The sequence below is a fragment of the Desertivirga arenae genome, from assembly GCF_017355785.1.
Lineage (GTDB): Bacteria > Bacteroidota > Bacteroidia > Sphingobacteriales > Sphingobacteriaceae > Desertivirga > Desertivirga arenae.
In genome coordinates this window covers 167,525-186,195 of record NZ_JAFEWE010000006.1, presented here as the reverse complement: position 1 = coordinate 186,195, position 18,671 = coordinate 167,525, and the positions used below count along the sequence as shown (strand labels likewise).

4 protein-coding genes are annotated in these 18,671 nt (G+C 41.7%); 3 read left to right on the top strand and 1 reads right to left on the bottom strand.

Features of this window, described 5'->3' with window-relative positions:
• Nucleotides 1-39 precede the first annotated feature (39 nt).
• Both J4N24_RS14275 and J4N24_RS14270 read left to right on the top strand, forming a co-directional pair.
• Nucleotides 40-16,152, top strand: coding sequence for a Calx-beta domain-containing protein (locus tag J4N24_RS14275; RefSeq protein WP_207534374.1), 16,113 nt, complete (start codon nucleotides 40-42; stop codon nucleotides 16,150-16,152).
• Between the two features lie 2 nt (nucleotides 16,153-16,154).
• The gene (locus tag J4N24_RS14270) at nucleotides 16,155-17,075 is read left to right on the top strand and encodes a PorP/SprF family type IX secretion system membrane protein (RefSeq protein ID WP_207534373.1); all 921 of its coding nucleotides are present in this window, start codon (nucleotides 16,155-16,157) and stop codon (nucleotides 17,073-17,075) included.
• A 12-nt stretch (nucleotides 17,076-17,087) separates the two neighbouring features.
• Here J4N24_RS14270 and J4N24_RS14265 read toward each other — a convergent pair whose 3' ends face one another.
• The gene (locus tag J4N24_RS14265) at nucleotides 17,088-17,723 is read right to left on the bottom strand and encodes a carbonic anhydrase family protein (protein ID WP_207534372.1); all 636 of its coding nucleotides are present in this window, start codon (nucleotides 17,721-17,723) and stop codon (nucleotides 17,088-17,090) included.
• 282 nt (nucleotides 17,724-18,005) lie between these two features.
• Between J4N24_RS14265 and J4N24_RS14260 the strand changes: the two genes are divergently transcribed.
• Nucleotides 18,006-18,620, top strand: a complete 615-nt coding sequence (locus tag J4N24_RS14260) for a TetR/AcrR family transcriptional regulator (protein ID WP_207534371.1) — start codon at nucleotides 18,006-18,008, stop codon at nucleotides 18,618-18,620.
• Nucleotides 18,621-18,671: the final 51 nt, after the last annotated feature.

Sequence of the window (18,671 nt, the reverse complement as noted above, 5' to 3'; positions counted from 1 at the left end):
ACTACCTACGTGTATAGGAACTTTTTTAGCTATAATAGTGTGCAACGCATTTTCTTTTTAATACCGGTTCTGTTTTCACTGGTGAGTGGGAAGGTATTTGGAGAAGGGAGTAAGGATCTTTTAACTAATGGGGGATACAGGGCATACCTTCAAAGTACAACATCTGCCAACAGTGCTTATAATTCTTTTCCAACACGGGGGTCAGTTAAAGTATATGTAAAAGCTGGTGAAATATTATACCTGGGATCCAGCGCCCAAAATGTTGGAAGTGGAGAAATAAAGGCCACAGCCCCTAATGGAAACACTTACTCAACAGGTACAGGGACTACTCTGGGTAAGATTAATAATTTAGCAGAAGAAACTGCTGGTCCCCTCCCTAATACAGGAGGTTATAGTCCCTATACACTTACTGTAAAAAATGGAGAAGAGGGAGTTTGGGAAATAAACTTCATATCACCATCCCCCGCTGCAGCCCAAGACTCCCAATTTCCAACTACTATATTAGTTGGCACAGCATGGACTCAACCTTCCACAGGTCCTTATATCGCTGCCTTTGACGTAACAGTTAAAGGAACTGACGGATTTATAAAGAACGGTCGTTCTTACATGAATATTTTTAGCGGTAGCCTTGGTAGCTTCGGCCCCGGATTTAATGGTATTTTCAGGATCCTTACTAAGGATGGTTATATTTATGAAGTAAATAACAACGGGCAGGCTGGATTCATTTTCGCTTTTTTTGCAAATAACAAAGGTTTTGTTAATACCTCCGGAAATGCTACTTATAAAAGTGTAAGTAATACAGGTGCTGCTATAAAGGACCCCCGGACAGCTGATTCAGGCACAGATGTAACTCATAAGATTTTCTTTTCGCAGCCAAACGCCGATCTTCCGGATTCTGCACCAATTGCCGGGGGAGGAACAACATGGCTTTTAAAAGAACCTTCCAGTCCTTCTGCTAGTAACTTTCTATTTCGTGGAAAAGAGGGTTCTTTATACAAAGCAGGTAGCTTTCCTCTTGGTGGCTATATTAGTTTTGAGGCTAATCAGGTTATTGGTTATTCCATAAATATTGATATCGACAAGAATGGTTCTTTCAATGACTTAGTTGATAAAACGCTCACTGGTACTACTGCAATTGGAAAAGATTCAGTTTACTGGGACGGAACAAACGGACAGGGTAGTCCTGTAAGCGGCGGTTTCAGTTTCACCCCTTCAAACATGAAAATGACACTACGAGGAGGAGAGGTTCATTTTCCATTTTCTGATGTTGAGAACAACCCTAATGGAATCATTATAAAACGAACAAATGGAGTAAACAGTCCTGATGATAAAATTTATTGGGACGATTCTTCAATTTCCAACGGAACAAAGCAATTAACCGGTGCAAGCAGCACTACTGCAGGACACAAATGGACCAATGACTTTGGTAATGCCAGAGGGTTGGATACCTGGACCTATGTAGAAAGTACTCCGATAAGCCCTCTGATGAATGTTGAGCTTAGGAAGGCCGATCTTCAGGTAGTAAGCATAACGCCAGGTAAAACAAGTTACTGCGTAGGCGAAGAGATTACATACAATGTTAAATTAAAAAATGCAGGTCCTGATGATGTAACTGGTGCCAAATTTACCCTGGCCTACCCATCTTCATTTCAATTCACCGGGGTAACTGCACTTCCAACTGTAGGTGTGTCAAGTAATTATGGGAACACAGCAAACTCCACTCAATTCTCTACTACTGTAGACATGAAGAATGGGGCTGAACTTACCTTGCAGGTTAAAGGCAAGACAACAGTTTCCGGATCATTAAGTTCTGTTACTGCCAGTATCCTTCGTCCTGCCGACGTCACAGACCCGGATGCAACTAACCCTGATAGTGCTCCGCCGACAGATGCTGCCTTAGAATGCAGTGCAGGTTGTAATAATATTAAAACATCATCCAATCTCACAATTACCACGGTTGGTATATCTATTCTGGATGCTTCCGTAACTGAAAAAACTGCAGCCTTAAGTGAAATAAGTTTTACAGTGTCAATACCTAATACCACTGGTTGTGATGTAAGTGCCAATTATACATTGAGTCATATTACAACCAATACAGCTGACTTTGACTCGTCGGTTTCAGGAACAGGCACTGTTACCATCCCAGCTAATTCAAAGACGGCCACTGTTAAATTTCTGCTGAATGCAGACCGTGTAATAGAAGGGAATGAAACTTTCAGGGTTACATTGTCTAATCCATCAGGTGGTTATCTTAATACCAATTTTGCTACCGGGACTATCGTAAATGATGATATAGCAGAGCTTTTTGTTACCACTACCAACGGTACCGAGACCGGCACAGTGCCAGCTAAGGTTAATTTTCGTCTAACTACGGGAGTTACTTCCGATGTTGATACAGAAATTGATTATGTATTAAACGGTGACCTTACCGCCGGCTTGGATTTTACAGGAACTGGTTCTGGAACGATAAAAATTCCGGCAGGGGAAAATGAAATTACTTTAACACTTCCTGCAATAGATGATGAGATTGTTGAAGGTGATGAAGTCTCAAAAGTGGCTCTCACCCGTTTGTATAATTCACATGCAAATACAGTAAGTAATGCTACCACTATCGCTCCTGAGGTTAAGATCAGCGATAATGATAATGCCAACTTAAATTTGGGGAATGATATTGTTCTCAATGAGGGAAATACCGGTACGATAAACGCTACTTTTTCTCTTCGTCTAAATAAGGAGACATCGAAGAAATTTACCTTAAACTATCGCACAGACGATGGTTCTGCAAGATCTGCCGACAATGATTATGTATCTTCAGGTACAGTATCTCTGGAATTTTTGGGCGTTAAGGACGAAGAGAAATTCATTACTGTTCCAATAATAGGTGATAAAAAAATTGAAGGATCAGAATCATTTAAACTAAACATTTTCAATCTTTCAGATTCATTTGGTGGTCGTTTAACCATTCCAAAGGATATTGCCAATGCAGATATAGTTAATGATGATAGTGGTCAGATAACTGTTAGCAGCGAAGACGGAGAAGAGGGTGTTAAAAGTGGAAGTTTTACTTTTTCGTTGCCTTCGGGGGTAACAACAGATATTCCCTTAACTATAAACTATACTCTTTCTGGTGATGCTAAAGGAGGCGGTCTGGATTATTCTTCTGCTGTAACCGGTTCAGTGATAATTCCTGCCGGACAAAATAATGTCACACTTGTTTTGCCTGTTATTGATGATGCTGTTGCAGAAGGTTCAGAATCTGTGTTGATTGCAGCCTCTGTTGAAGCCAATACTTATTCTATCGGATTAACTAATCCTACAAAATCACTCACGATCACTGATAATGATAAAGCTCTTATAACTGTAAGTCCTGTAAGCGTAACGGAAGGTAATAGCGGTACAAAGACCGTAAGCTTTGAGGTTAAACTTAATGTGGCTACCGCTGATGGTTTCAGCCTTAAATATAAAACTGCCGACGGTACTGCAAAAAGTGGAGAAGGAGATTATACGGCAATTCCTGCAAGTACAAGTGCAACCCTTAATTTTAATGGTACCGCAGGCGAGTCTCATACTATTGATATTATCGTTAATGCAGATCAGAAGATCGAAGGAGATGAGACTTTCAATATCCTGCTCGAAAGCGTAAGTCCCACTTTTGGCAATAGTTTGAGTTTGTTCAATACTACTGCAACTGCTACCATCCTCGACGACGATTCTGGTATCATTAGTATTTTGGCTACCAATGGTTCGGAGAATGGTCCCCAAAATGGTAAGTTCGAGTTTCGCTTTTCTAATGGCGTGAGCTCAGATAAGACTACTCACATCAATTTTGAGTTTGATGGAGCAGGAGCTGAGGCAGGTGTTGATTTTACACCTTCGAATGCTGCCTTTGTTGAGATCCCTGCCGGGCAGCAGTCGGTTGTTTTGAGCTTACAAGTAAACGACGACCTCATTGTTGAAGGGGAGGAGAAAGTAAGGCTTAAAAACGTTTCATTAGTAAGCGACTATAGCCGCGTTTCTTTAAATACTTCAATTCCTGAAGCCTCTATTGAAGACAATGATGCCGCTACCCTGAGCCTTAGTGGTCCTGGTACTATCACCGAAACATCCGGTGGTCAAACTACTGCAAGTTTTACTGTTAAGCTTGATAAGCCGGTAAGTAAAAGTTTCAGTATTACCTATAATACTATAGATGGTGTTGCAAGCGCTGCCGATAACGACTACATTTCTACATCTGGTATCCTTACTTTTAACGGAACCGCCGGAGAAACTCAAACAATAAGCGTTACCATTAATGGCGATAAAAAAGTGGAAGCTGATGAGGATTTTCAACTTCAACTTTCTCAACTTAGTAACACCTTCGGTAATAAACTTACAATTCCAATTTCACTGGCAGTATGCACCATCAAGAACGATGACGCTGCCCAGGTGGCTGTATCAGCTGCGCCGGGTGCCGAGGGAATGTATAACGCGTCCATCACTTTCAGCTTGAATAATGGTATTTCAGATAAACCAACTGCAATCAATTATACATTGTCTGGGACAGCTATTTCTGGAGCTGATTATGACTTACCAATAGCTGGCACAGCAATAATTCCTGCCGGCTCAAGCAGCATTACCATTCCCGTTCCTGTTACAGACGATGATATAGTAGAAAATACAGAAGACATTGTTGTATCGGCCAGCATAGGTTCAAATGTTTATGGCTTTACTTTCGCTAACAGTTCGGCAAACCTAAATATTCTCGACAATGACCAGGGTATAATAAGTATTTCCAGTCCCGTTTCTATAACAGAAGGGAATTCGGGGGCGAATAATCTTGAATTCGAGGTAAGCTTAAATAAGGCAATAAGCAAAACAGTTACCTTGCAATACAAAACAGCCGACCTCAGTGCAATTGCAGGTTCAGATTATATTGCCAGGACAGGGATCTTAACTTTTACCGTTACACCTGGCGCTCAAACTCAGAAAATAAGTGTTCCTGTTACGGGCGATCTTTCTATCGAACCTGATGAAACTTTCTCCCTCAGCCTCAGCAACCTAAGCGAAAGTTTCGGTGGTCAGCTTACTACGCCTGATCCCAATGCTATCGGCCGCATTAAGAATGACGATGGTGGTGATATTGCCATCACCCATAAAGACGGAGGGGAGGGAGCTCAGACTCCTGAGTTTAGATTTAGTTTTCCTATTGGTTATAGTTCATCTCAGCCAACAGTAATTCAGTATACCCTTACAGGTGATGCTGTCGCCGGGACTGATTACAGCGGAGTTGCTTCTTCTGTTACTATTCCTGCCGGCAGTAATAGTGTTACCTTGAGTCTGTCAGTGGTCGACGATGCAATTGTTGAATTAGATGAAAGCGTAGAGCTGAATGTGATATCTGTCAGCAACGGTATGACAATGAGCAATACCTTTGACAAGTTGGTCATAGAAGATAACGATTTAGCTACTTTGTCTTTAAGTGCACCGGCAATTGTTACCGAAACAAATTCGGGAACTACAACTGCCACTTATACAGTAACCCTGAACAAAGCTACCTCTAAAAGCTTCTCGGTTGACTATCTTACTTCAGACGGAACTGCTTTAGTAAGCGATAATGATTATCTGCCTGCTCATGCGAGCTTAAGCTTTACTGGTAAGAATGCCGGAGAGACTCAAAGCTTCAATGTAGTGATCAATGGCGATTCAAAGATTGAGAAGGATGAGACCTTTAAGGTGGAGTTAAGTAATATCAGTCAGACATTTAAAGACAAATTAAATGCGGACCGGTTAAGCTTCGCTTTGAAAACATCCAGCGGTACTATAAAAAACGACGACGCTGCTACTATAGCAATTACAGGAGATAAGGGAAAAGAAGGCCTGAAAGGAGCAAGCTTTACCTTTACGCTAAGTCAAGGTACTGCAGATGAGGATATCACCGTACCGTATACTTTAACAGGAGATGCTGGCGGAGCCGGGATCGACTATTCCGGCAATACCACTGGTTCGATAACCATTTTGGCAGGGAAGAATTCTGCAGTCCTTGAGCTTCCGGTTATTGACGATACTATATTAGAAGATTTAGAATCAATTACCCTAAGTGCCTCAGGTGTAAGTAGTTCTTATCCGGTAAGTCTGTCTAATCCGACCGAAACGACTAGTATTGAAGATAATGATAAGGCAATAATTAGCCTTGCCGGGGTTTCGCTAATGGAAGGCGATGACGGTGTAAAGACAGCAAGTTTCACCATTAGTCTCGACAGCAAAACTAGCAAAGGATTTGATCTGGATTTTACTACATCTGATGGTAATGCTACTACAGCCGATGGGGATTACCAGAGCAAAACTGGAAAGATCCACTTCAACGGCGAAGCGGGTGAAGTGCAAACAATAGATATTACTGTTAATAGTGACCGTAAAATTGAAAGTAACGAAAATTTCAACCTCTTGCTGGGCAACCTGTCTTATGACTTTACTCAACACTTAAGCCTTGCTTCTAATTCTGCAAAGGCAATGATAACAAATGATGATCAAAGTGAAATAGTTATAACCGCTACAAATGGGAAAGAACAAGGAACAATTCCCGGTTCTTTTGAATTTAGCTTTAAGCCAGGCTTTAGTTCTGATAAAGATGTTGACATTCAATACACATTAACCGGCTCGGCCGCAGCAACGCTCGATTTTACCGGCGATATATCCGGTTCTTTCAGGATTCCTGCCGGTCAGACAAAAGCTACCCTCTCTTTACCAGTGATAGATGACCAGATCGTTGAAGGTACTGAAGATATAAGGCTGACGGCCGGAACGATAGTAAGTGCTTATACTACAAGTATTATCGATGGATCTAAAACCCTGCAGATCGAGGATAACGATGAGGCTACTGTAACAATAAGCAGCGACGTAACGATAACAGAGGGAAATAACGGACAGAAAACTGCCAGTTTCACTGTAGGTCCCGACAGGGCAACAGCCTCTGGGTTCACCCTGACTTACTCCACTGCAGATATTACCGCAAAGACAGCCGACAATGACTATATCGCGATTAGTGGTACTCTTACATTTTCAGGCAGCCTTAACGATATTAAAACAGTTAGCATTCCTGTCAATGGAGACGGTAAGATTGAGACGGATGAAAGCTTCAGATTTAATCTTGGAACGCTTACAAGTCCTTTTGGAGCGCGGATTAAGGTCCCTGTTACTACTCGCACCGTTACGATCCAGAATGACGATACGGCAAATTTAATGCTCACGACAAACGATGGAGAAGAGGGACTTAATAACGCTTCATTTACTATTGGGTATGAAAATGGATTAAGTTCAGATGTTCCGGTTAGAGTAGATTATTTCCTGACAGGTACAGCTAAATCAAACGAAGATTATACCGGTGCTAATTCCTTTATCGATATTCCTGCAGGGCAAAATAGTGTAACTGTTAACTTACCTGTTATTGATGACGCAGTTGTAGAGGATACTGAAATTGTAGAGGTAACTGCAACCGCGCGTTCAAATTCTCATGGTATAAAGGTTGTAAATTCACCTCAGTCTCTAAAAATTGCTGACAATGATAAGGCTCTTGTTTCTATTAGTCCCGTAACCATTCTTGAAGGAAACAACGGAACAAGGACAGCAAGCTTTGATGTAAAATTGGATGTGGCGACTGCCGAAGGTTTTACCATTAAATATAAAACAGTTGATGGAACAGCAACAAGTGCAGATGCCGACTATGTTCCAACTACTTCAACCCAGCTACCTTTAAGCTTTACTGGTTCTGCAGGTGAAACTCATACTATTGAAATTCCAATCAATTCTGATCAGAAGATTGAGGCAGATGAGACATTCACGGTAGAGCTTAATGCGCCTTCTGTAAATTTCGGAAATACCCTAAGGCTTGCTAATACATCCGCAACAACTACTATTGTTAATGATGACTCGGGTGATATTACGATCACTGCCAGCGATTTTCGTGAAGATAATCCAGGGATGGCTGAATTGAGGTTTAATTTTCCGGCAGGGGTAACCTCTGATCAGCCAACAAGAGTTTCATTTAAGCTAGATGGAGATGCCGAAGGAGGGAAAGATTATACTTCTCCTGCTCAGAACTGGATAGAAATTCCTGCAGGCCAGCCTGGTTATACCTTGAGTATTCCTGTTATTGACGATAATATCCTGGAGGAAGAGGAAAAAATTATTCTGAGGGACCTTACCTTGTCAAACAGTTCAGGACTGGTTTCTCTTGCTACTTCTTCCCTGGAAATTCCTGTTATAGATAACGATGCGGCAACTTTAACTTTGAGTGGTCCGGTTTCTCTTGATGAAACTTCAACAGGTCAAACTACTGCTACATTCACAGTAGTTCTTAATAATCCGGTAAGTAAGGCTTTTAGCATTACCTATAGCACGCAGGATGGCAATGCTACTTCGGCCGATAATGATTATGTAGCAGCTTCAGGCACGCTTACCTTCAATGGATCAGCAGGGGAAAGCAAAACGATCACTGTTGTGGTTAATGGCGACAGGAAGGTTGAAGCCGATGAAAGCTTTACCTTAAAGTTGTCCCAGCTAAGTAACAGTTTTGCTAATGCACTTACAGTGCCGGTAACACAGACAAGTTGTACACTGAAAAATGATGATAGCGCAGAGATTGTTATAGCTGCGGCAAATGGAAAAGAAGGAGCTTATAATGCCTCTCTTTCCTTTAGCTTAAGTAACGGGGCCATCGCTGATAAGCCTACTATTATTAATTACACCTTGTCGGGTAGTGCTGTATCTGGATCTGATTATTCTTTACCGGTTACCGGTACAGCAACCATCGATGCTGGAAAACGTGATGTTACCATAAGTATCCCTGTTACGGATGACGACATTATTGAAAATACTGAAGACATCAAAGTTGCGATAACGGTAAACAGTATTTACGGATTTGCTGCGCAAAACAGTCCCGCTAGCCTTGACATCATTGACAACGATCAGGCAACGATTGCCATTGTTAGTCCTGTCTCTGTAACCGAAGGCAGTAACGGAACTGTGGATCTTGTATTTGATGTTATGTTAAATAAAGAGTTGGGCAAAGCTGTTACCATCAAGTATCAGACTGTGGATGGAACTGCTGTTGCAGGTTCAGACTATATTGCTAAAACCGGGATTCTTAACTTTACCGTTAGTCCGGGTGCTCAAACACAAAAGATAAGTATACCGGTAACAGGAGACCTGCAGATTGAGGCAGATGAAACGTTTAAGATCCAGCTTTCCGACCTTAGCGAGAACTTCGGAGGGAAACTCATTATCATGGATCCAAATGCAACAGGGCGGATTCTAAATGATGACGGCGGAAATATCAGCATCACCCATAAGGATGGAGCAGAGGCTGGCGATACTCCTGAATTTATATTCAGTTTCCCAGCGGGCACCAGTTCTTCTCAGCCAACTGTTATCCAGTACTCACTGGAAGGGTCGGCCAACTCAGCCGACTATACCGGTTCATCTGGATTTATCACCATCCCTGCCGGAGTTAATAGTGTTAGTTTACCGCTTACTGTAAATGATGATGCTATTGTTGAGAAGGACGAAACGGTAGAACTTACCGTTAACTCCATAGATAATGGCCTTACCATGGCTAATACTTATCAACAGCTAACTATCGAGGATAATGATGTTGCTACCCTTACCCTAAGTGCCCCGGTAATAGCTACCGAAACTAATTCGGGTACAACCACCGCAAGCTATACTGTTACCCTGGATAAAGCAACGTCAAAGACTTTTTCAATTGATTATGCTACCGCAGATGGAACCGCATTGGTAAGCGATAATGATTATTTGCCTGTAAATGCCCAACTAAGCTTCACCGGGCAAAACCCAGGAGAAACACAAAGCTTCACGGTTATAATCAATGGAGATACAAAGATTGAAAAGGACGAGGCTTTTAAAGTACTATTAAGTAATATCACAGAAACTTTCAAAGACAGATTAAATGCCGACCGGCTAAGTTTTGTAATTGACAATGCAACAACAACTATAAAAAATGATGATGCAGCTACGATAGCGATCACAGGTGAAAATGGAGCAGAAGGAATAAAAGGAGGTCTGTTCTTGTTCAGCCTTAGCCAGGGAACAGCTGATGAGGATATTAAGGTAAGTTATAATTTAACCGGGGATGCCGTGGGAGACGGGACGGACTATATAGGTTCAAGTACGGGAGAGGTAACTATCCCTGCAGGACTAAGTTCGGTAGAATTAAAACTTCCGGTAGTTGATGATCTAACCTTAGAAGATGCGGAAAGCCTGATGGTCAACGCAACATCTGTGAGCTCCTCCTATCCGATCACTCTGTCCAACCAGGTTCAAAAAATTTCGATTGATGACAATGACCTTGCTACTCTAACCCTTTCCGGTGTGAATTTGACAGAGGGTGATGATGGTGTAAAAACCGCGAGTTTCACCTTAAGTCTTGACAACGCGACAAGTAGGGCCTTCAACTTAAATTATTCTACAGCCGATGGAACAGCTACAGTTGCAGACGGAGATTATGTTGCTAAATCTGCCAACCTTCAATTTGCAGGTAATGCAGCAGAATCTCAAATTATTGACATAGTAGTTAATGGAGATCGTAAAATTGAAAGCGATGAATTCATGACTTTATTGCTAAGCGGTCTTTCTTATGATTATAATCAGCGACTAAAACTAGCTGCGGCTTCTTCAAAAGCAACGATCGTTAACAATGATCAGAGTGAAATATTCATCACTGTCGCCAATGGAAAGGAAGCTGGAACTGTTCCCGGAACTTTTGAATTCAGTTATAAACCGGGTTACTCTTCGGACAAAGATGCTGTTGTGCAATATTCTTTAGCTGGTACAGCCGTAAAAGGACAGGATTTTACTGACGCTGCGGCCGGAAGTATTACCATTCCTGCTGGAGAAACAAAAGCTGTACTATCCCTTTCTGTAGCAGATGATCAGATAGTGGAAGGGGATGAGGATGTAAAGCTTACAGCAGGCACAATTACAAGTCTTAATCCGACAAGTATTTCATCTCCCTCTAAAACACTTAACATTGAGGATAACGACGAACTAACTGTTACCCTTAGTAATGATATCAGTATAACTGAAGGTGATAACGGACAAAAGAACGCAACTTTCAGCGTTAGTGCTGACAAGGAAAGCTCATCGGGTTTCAAACTAGCTTACTCTACTTCAGATCTGACAGCAAAAGCATCCGATAATGATTATGTTTCCAATAATGGTATTTTAACCTTCTCGGGTGGTCTAAGTGATGTGAAGACTATAACTATACCTATTAATGGGGACACTAAGATTGAAGCAGATGAAAGCTTTAATTTCAACCTTGGAGCTGTAATAAGCCCTTTTAATAATCGTATTAAAGTTACAGCGACTAATAGAACGGTCACCATCAAAAATGATGATTCAGGGAATCTTGTTCTTACCAAAATTGACGGTCAGGAAGGGTTGAAGGATGCTTCCTTTAACGTCGGATTTGAAAACGGACTAATAGCGGATGTTCCTTTAAGGATTGAGTATACTTTAGGCGGTAATGCTAAAGGAGGCCTTGATTATACTGGGACTAACTCCGTTATAGATATTCCTGCAGGACAGAGCAGTGTAACTGTAACGCTTCCAGTAACTGATGACGCAGTGATAGAAGACACTGAGAAGATTGAACTGGAAACCAAAGTTCAGGCGAATCCATACAATATTGGTATTCCTGCCAATGTCACAAGTATTAGCATTGCTGATAATGACAATGGAACCTTGTCAATAAGTCCCGCCGCTATTAATGAACGCGACGCAGGATCCCAATCACTTAGCTTTAAAGTGACCTTAGATAAAGCTACCGAAAAACCGTTCACCCTTCAGTATTCTACTGCAGATGGTTCTGCAACCAGTGCAAGCGGCGATTATACCAGTACAAATGGAACTTTAAGCTTCAGTGGTGCCGCTGGTGAATCTCAGACTATTTCAGTAGTGGTAAAAGACGATAAGATGATCGAGGAAACAGAAACTATTACTGCCAAGCTGAACAGTGTAAGCAATACGTTTAACGGTCGCCTGTCTTTTGCTGTCGAAACTGCTGTAGGTACAATCACTGATGATGATGCAGGAGTAATTCAGGTAACAAAAGTTGATGGAGCAGAGTCTGGACCTGCACCTGGTAAATTCATTTTCGGTTTCAAAGGAAATATTACTGCAGATAAAGCAACAAGTATCTCTTATAGTCTTGGAGGCAATGCAGCGGGTAACGGAGAGGACTATGTTGGGGCAACATCAGGAACAATAGTAATTCAGCCTGGCCAAAGTGCTGCCACATTAGTACTGCCTGTACTGGATGATATTAAAGTGGAGGGGAATGAGGAGATTAAGCTTCTTAACGTAGTTTCAGCTAGTCAGTATAACGCAGTTATCTCAGTCGACCCGCTTTTCCCAGATCTTATAGTTGCTGATAACGACAGCGGTACCTTGTCCTTTAGTGCAAATGTTGCTGCACCAGAAGGAAATGATGGCACTCAAAACGCGGTCTACACAGTAACGTTGAACAGGCCAACCAATACTGGTTTTGACATTACTTATGAAACCATTGACGGAACTGCTTCTTCAACCGATGGAGATTATATTCCTGTGATCGGTACTTTAACCTTTGCAGGAACAGCGGGCGAAAGTAAGACGATCAGTATCCCGGTAAAGGGAGACAAGAAGATAGAGGCGAATGAGAGCTTCAACCTTATCTTAAGGGAGCCGCTTAATAATTTCGGAGGACTTTTAACTATTCCTGAAAAACAGCGAACGACGACCATACAGAATGACGACTCAGGAGCGATAAGTATCGCAAAAACAGATGGAGTGGAAGGCGGGCAGGCAGCTTCATTTATTTTCAGTTATCCTTTCGGAATCACTGCTGATATTCCGGTTAAGATAGATTACAGCCTCGCCGGGACTGCCAAAAATAACGGTATTGATTATTCAGGAAATTCTCCGGCGGCAATAACTATCCCGGCAGGACAAAACAGTGTAACGCTGAGTCTTCCTGTTACTGACGATGAACTGGTTGAAGATAAAGAAAAAGTAGATCTGTCTGCATCAGTGTCAAGTAATGCTTATACCATTCAACTGTTAAATGCGATTCAATCAACAGACATCCTTGACAATGACAACACCACTATCTCGGTGGCGCCGGCCAGCATAGCTGAAGGCGATAATGGTACAAGTACGCTTGATTTTAAACTCACCCTGAAAAAGGCAACCGGAAGGCCATTCAGTCTTCCATACCAAACAGCTGATGATCTGGCGAAGGCCTCAGACAACGACTATGCAACAGCGGCGGTAAATGCGGCAGTGTCCTTTGCAGGAACTGCAGGAGAAACCCAAACTATCAGCATCCAGGTAAAAGGCGATAAGAAGATAGAGGCGGATGAGACCTTAACCCTTATGTTGAAAGACTTGTCTGAGAATTTCAATGGGCGGTTGGCTTTAGAGAATACCAGTGTTACCGGTACCATCCTTAATGATGACCGGGGAGCTGTTACTATTACCAAGACTGACGGGGCGGAAACAGGAACCGTTGCAGGTAGCTTTATATTCAGCTTACCGGCTGATATGACCTCAGACCAGCCGGTCCTGATAAATTACTCATTGGATGGAACAGCAGGCGGCAATGGTGTGGATTATACAGGGGCAACCTCTGCAGCCATTACCATCCCGGCGAACCAAAATAAGGTTACTTTGTCTCTTCCTGTAATTAATGATGCCATAGTGGAAGAGGACGAAACAGTAGTGTTGAACGTAAGCTCATTAAATTCCTTATATAATGCTGCGGTTACACTTAACCCTCAAATTCCGGTAATGAAAATTATGGACGATGACTTTGGGGATATCTCTTTAGGAGCTCCGGTAGTTAAGCCTGAAGGAAATAGTGGTACAACCTCCTTCGATTTCCCGGTTACCTTAAGCAAGGCTACAGGTTTGCCTTTCACGCTTAAGTATTCCACAGCTAACGGGTCTGCAACAGTGGAAGACAATGACTATATTCCTGGTATTGATCAGGTACTGAACTTTGCTGGTCAGGCAGGAGAGGTGCAAACGATAAAAGTTCAGGTTAAGGGAGATTTAAAGCTTGAGGCTGATGAAATCTTTAATCTGACTATTCATAGCTTATCTAATGCATTTGCCAATAAGTTGCAGATCACTAACGCAAACTCAACTGGAACCATTAAGAATGATGATGCCGGTCAGATCCTGGTAACAAAAACCGATGGAACAGAAGGACTGCAAGATGCTGCTTTCACTTTCAGTTACCCTCAAAATGTTACCTCCGAGGCACCAACAATCATTACCTATCGTTTATCCGGAACTGCTACAAGCGCTGATTACAGTACTTCAGCTATAAGTTCTATCACTATTCCCGCAGGAACCAATAGTATTACGCTTCCGGTTAGGATAACTGACGACAATGAACTTGAGGATGTTGAGACTATAAGTATTTCAGTTGAATCAATCAGTAACTCAAACAGTCTTCTTGCCTGGGCAACTCCATTACCGGTAATTAATATCAACGATAACGATAAAGCTGAAATAACGATAACTGGTCCTGATCCAGTAATTGAAAAACATAACGGTAAGACAACCGTGACCTTCAACGTTAAATTAGATAATCTTACAAGCCGCGGTTTCGATGTAGATTTCCGTACTACTAATGGAAGTGCTTCAACTGATGACAATGATTATCTGGCAAAATCTGGTACTCTTTCATTCTCTGGGTTTGCGGGTGAAACCAAACAGATCACTGTAGAGGTGAACGGAGACCTTAGAGTTGAAGCCGATGAATTATTTAACATGGTCTTGAGCAATATCAGTCCCTCGTATGGAGGAAGACTAACAGCAAAGGGCAGCCCTGCTATTGCAAAGATCATCAATGATGATTTTGCCCCTGTTGCTAATCCTGATGTCGTTACAACTCCTGAAGATGTAGCGGTTACTTTCTCTGTTACTGCAAATGACACAGATGTTGATGGAATTGATGCGAAAACGGTTAGGATCCAGACGCCTCCGGTAAAGGGAACGCTTGTTATAAATACCGATGGAACGTTAAGATATTCTCCGCTTGCTAATGACTATGGAACCTACACCTTCACTTATACCGTTAAGGATAACCTGGGACTTGAGTCGAACATTGCTACAGGTATCATAAATGTAACTCCGGTTAATGACCCTCCAAAGGCAAATGATGATGAATTTTATATCGCCAAGGATGCTGCTTTCAGAGGTACAGTGGCTACGAACGATTCGGACGTGGACGGTGATGTTTTGAAATTCCGTTTAATTAGTGCGCCACTCACAGGGGCTCAACTTGACAATTTCAATGTTTCCGATGGTTCATTCCTTTATATTCCTAGAAAAGGATTTGCAGGTATTGAAGAGTTTGTATACGAAATAATTGACCCTGCCGGATTAAAAGATACAGCTACCGTTCGGTTGAAGGTACAAGGTAATGTAACGGCTTCTCTCACTCCTGATGTTGCAACAATAACTGAAGGCGATTCAATAGTTGTTAGAGCTGTATTAGATGATGTACTTCTTCAGGATGTGCAACTCGGTTTGCAATATGGGGGTAGTGCTGCACAGGGTAAAGACTATGTCCTTCAACCTCAATATACCTCCATCACTATTCCGGCTGGAGCTAAAACAAGTGAGCAAAAAATTCATGTTCAAAGCTTGAAAGATTACCTGAAAGAAGGTGACGAAAATCTGGCCATTCGTATTACTTCGGCAACTCCAAGTGCTTTTGTGAAACTTGGAAGCAATGCAAACGTAATCATCAAGGATTTCTATCCTGAAGGCAAGCCAGTGGGTCCTGGAGAGAATGACGATATCGTTCCTGATCCCTTACTTTCTCCTAACAATGACAGTCAGGGCAACGAGCAGTTCGTCATTCGCAATATCGAAAGGTATCCGGATAACGAGGTGATTATCTTCAACCGCTGGGGTAATGAAGTGTATAGGATCAAGGGCTATAATAACAGCGATAAAGCTTTCAGAGGAATTGCCAATAGTGGCATTGGCTCAAATGCAAATGCAACACTGACTGATGGGGTCTACTATTTCATCATTCATACTAAAGTGGCTGATGGATCTCAAAAAAGCAATAAAGGATACGTAATATTAAAAAGATAAGGATGAAAGCGATAGGAATTATATTATCAGCGATTTTGCTTTCAATAATAGCCAGGGGGCAGCAGCAGGCCATGTACACGCAGTATATGTTCAATAATCAGGCGATAAATCCGGCCTATTCAGCTATGGAAGAATCTCTGCGTGTAACTGCTCTTTCAAGGTTGCAATGGACCGGTTTTAAAGGCGCCCCAAGAACACAATCTCTCTCCGTTCATTCCCCTATTGGCGAGTCGAATACCTTTATAGGTGGGATCCTGGCAGATGACCGGGCGGGCGAAGTGCTTAAAGAAACCGGAGCTTACTTTACACTTGCACAAAGGGTGGAAGTTGGAGAAGATGGATATCTGGCTGTTGGATTTAACGGTGGATTCAGTAGCTTCCGTGGAGATTATTCTCAGCTCTATGCACAAAGTCCGGAATCTGTAAATGATCCTGTTTTTCAGAATACAAGTGTGATCCGGGGAAATTTTGGTGCAGGTGTTATGCTCTTTACGCCCAGGTTTTATATGGGTGTTTCATCCCCTTACTTTTACCAGCGCTCTATCGCTTCCGCTGAAAAAGCTGAAGGAAGTTTAAGAAATAAGCCACATTATTATTTCCAGGCAGGGACTCTTTGGGACGTGAGTTATGATTTTAAATATAAACCTGGTGTTTTAGTGAAATATGTAAATGGAAGTCCCATTCAGTTTGATATAAGTTCAAGTATCTTGCTAATGGAGAAGTTTTGGCTAGGTGCTTCCTACAGATCTATGGATTCATTCAACTTCATGGCTTCTGTTTTCGTAACTCCCGATGTTCAGTTTGGCTATAGCTATGATATGGCCCATACTGAACTAAGAAGATATCAAAAGGGCTCCCATGAAGTAATGTTAAAATTTAGGTTTGCAGTAAGGGGCCGGGATCATTTGGCATGCTATTTCTAAGGTAGAAAGCTTTTACAAGCTTTCTACCTCATGAAACTGTACAACACCAGTAGTTATATCGTGGATCCCTCCAACAATTTGAATCTCTCCAGCCTTGATCATATCTCTTAGGATAGGACTCCTCTCTACTATTGACCTAACTGTCCGCTTTACATTTATCTCAGAAACTTTTTCTACAAACTCAGGGTTTGAAGAGTTCCGGTTTTCTTTAATAGTTAGCTCGTCATCTACTGCTGGTCTGATCTTGGTAAGTAATGCCGTAAGATTACCCATTTCTACGTGATCGCAAGCGCCTTTAATAGCACCACATTTGGTGTGTCCAAGTACCACGATGATCTTTGATCCTGCTACTTTACAACCAAACTCCATGCTTCCTAAAATATCTTCGTTGATGATGTTTCCGGCAACACGGACACTAAAGATATCTCCCAGACCCTGATCGAATATCAATTCAGCAGAAGTTCTGCTATCGATACAGCTAAGAATAACTGCAAATGGATGTTGCCCATCAGAAGTCTCATTTGCTTGTTGCAACAAGTTCCTGTTTATTTTAAGATTACTTACGAATCTCGTATTTCCCTGTTTTAACAACTCCAACGCCATGCTGGGAGTAATTTCTGCTTGCATTTCTTTTGTAAGGGTTTTCATTTAAATAGAATTAAGAATGTCTTTTTGTGTGATTTGAGTGCCAAAAATAGAATAATTTCTCTTTTTCAACCCTTGGTCCAAATAAGGAATCTTACTTCACCTCGCCTCGCTGAAAAATAAAAGCCAAAGATATATTGGTCTCCCTCTCTCATTAGAACAACCATAAGATTTTTACAATAAAAGCAATCGTCATAAAAACATCAGGATTGAAGGTTTTTCACATACCGCTCTTGCCTTATTCAAATTGAACTGTTAATTTTGCTAACACTGTTAGGTAAAGCAATGGGAATAGCAGAAAGAAGAGTACGAGAGAAAGAAGAGTTGAAGTCAAAGATCATTTGCACTGCCTGGGACCTGGTGAAAACAGAAGGATGGAGTGCATTATCAATCCGGAAAATAGCGGACAAGATAGACTACAGTGTTCCTGTTATTTATGATCACTTTAAAAATAAAGAAGCTATTCTTCTTGAGTTTAGCAAGAAGGGATTTCGTTTGCTTACTCAAACCATTCTCGATATCATCGACAAAAAAGATGAACCTGAGAACAAGATCAGGGCAATTGCCGATGCTTACTGGAATTTTGCGGGGGAAAACAAGGAGCTTTATCAGATAATGTTCAGCATTGGAACGATGGGATGCGATATAACAGAAGCTTTACCAGAGAGAGATAAATTTCGCAATCTCGCAGGAAGCGTTATTGAGGAGCTTATCGCCAAAAGCGGGCGAACAGATATAAATGCCTGCTTAAAGTACCATACGTTATTTTCGGTAATGCATGGACTGATTTCTATCAAGCTGGTTAATACGTGTACTTCAATTGATTTAGAACTTAATAAAATGGTTCTGGATGATGCGGTGGAAGGCTATATCAGAAGTTTTGAAGCAAAGAACGGATAGTCCGTTTTTTTTGCCTGGTAGGTTAACGGTGTTAGGAAAAATACCTATGTT

Excerpts from the sequence above, each read along its gene's own strand:
- J4N24_RS14270 (WP_207534373.1), top strand. The coding sequence starts at position 16,155 with ATGAAAGCGATAGGAATTATATTATCAGCGATTTTGCTTTCAATAATA.
- J4N24_RS14265 (WP_207534372.1), bottom strand. The coding sequence starts at position 17,723 with ATGAAAACCCTTACAAAAGAAATGCAAGCAGAAATTACTCCCAGCATG.
- J4N24_RS14260 (WP_207534371.1), top strand. The coding sequence starts at position 18,006 with ATGGGAATAGCAGAAAGAAGAGTACGAGAGAAAGAAGAGTTGAAGTCA.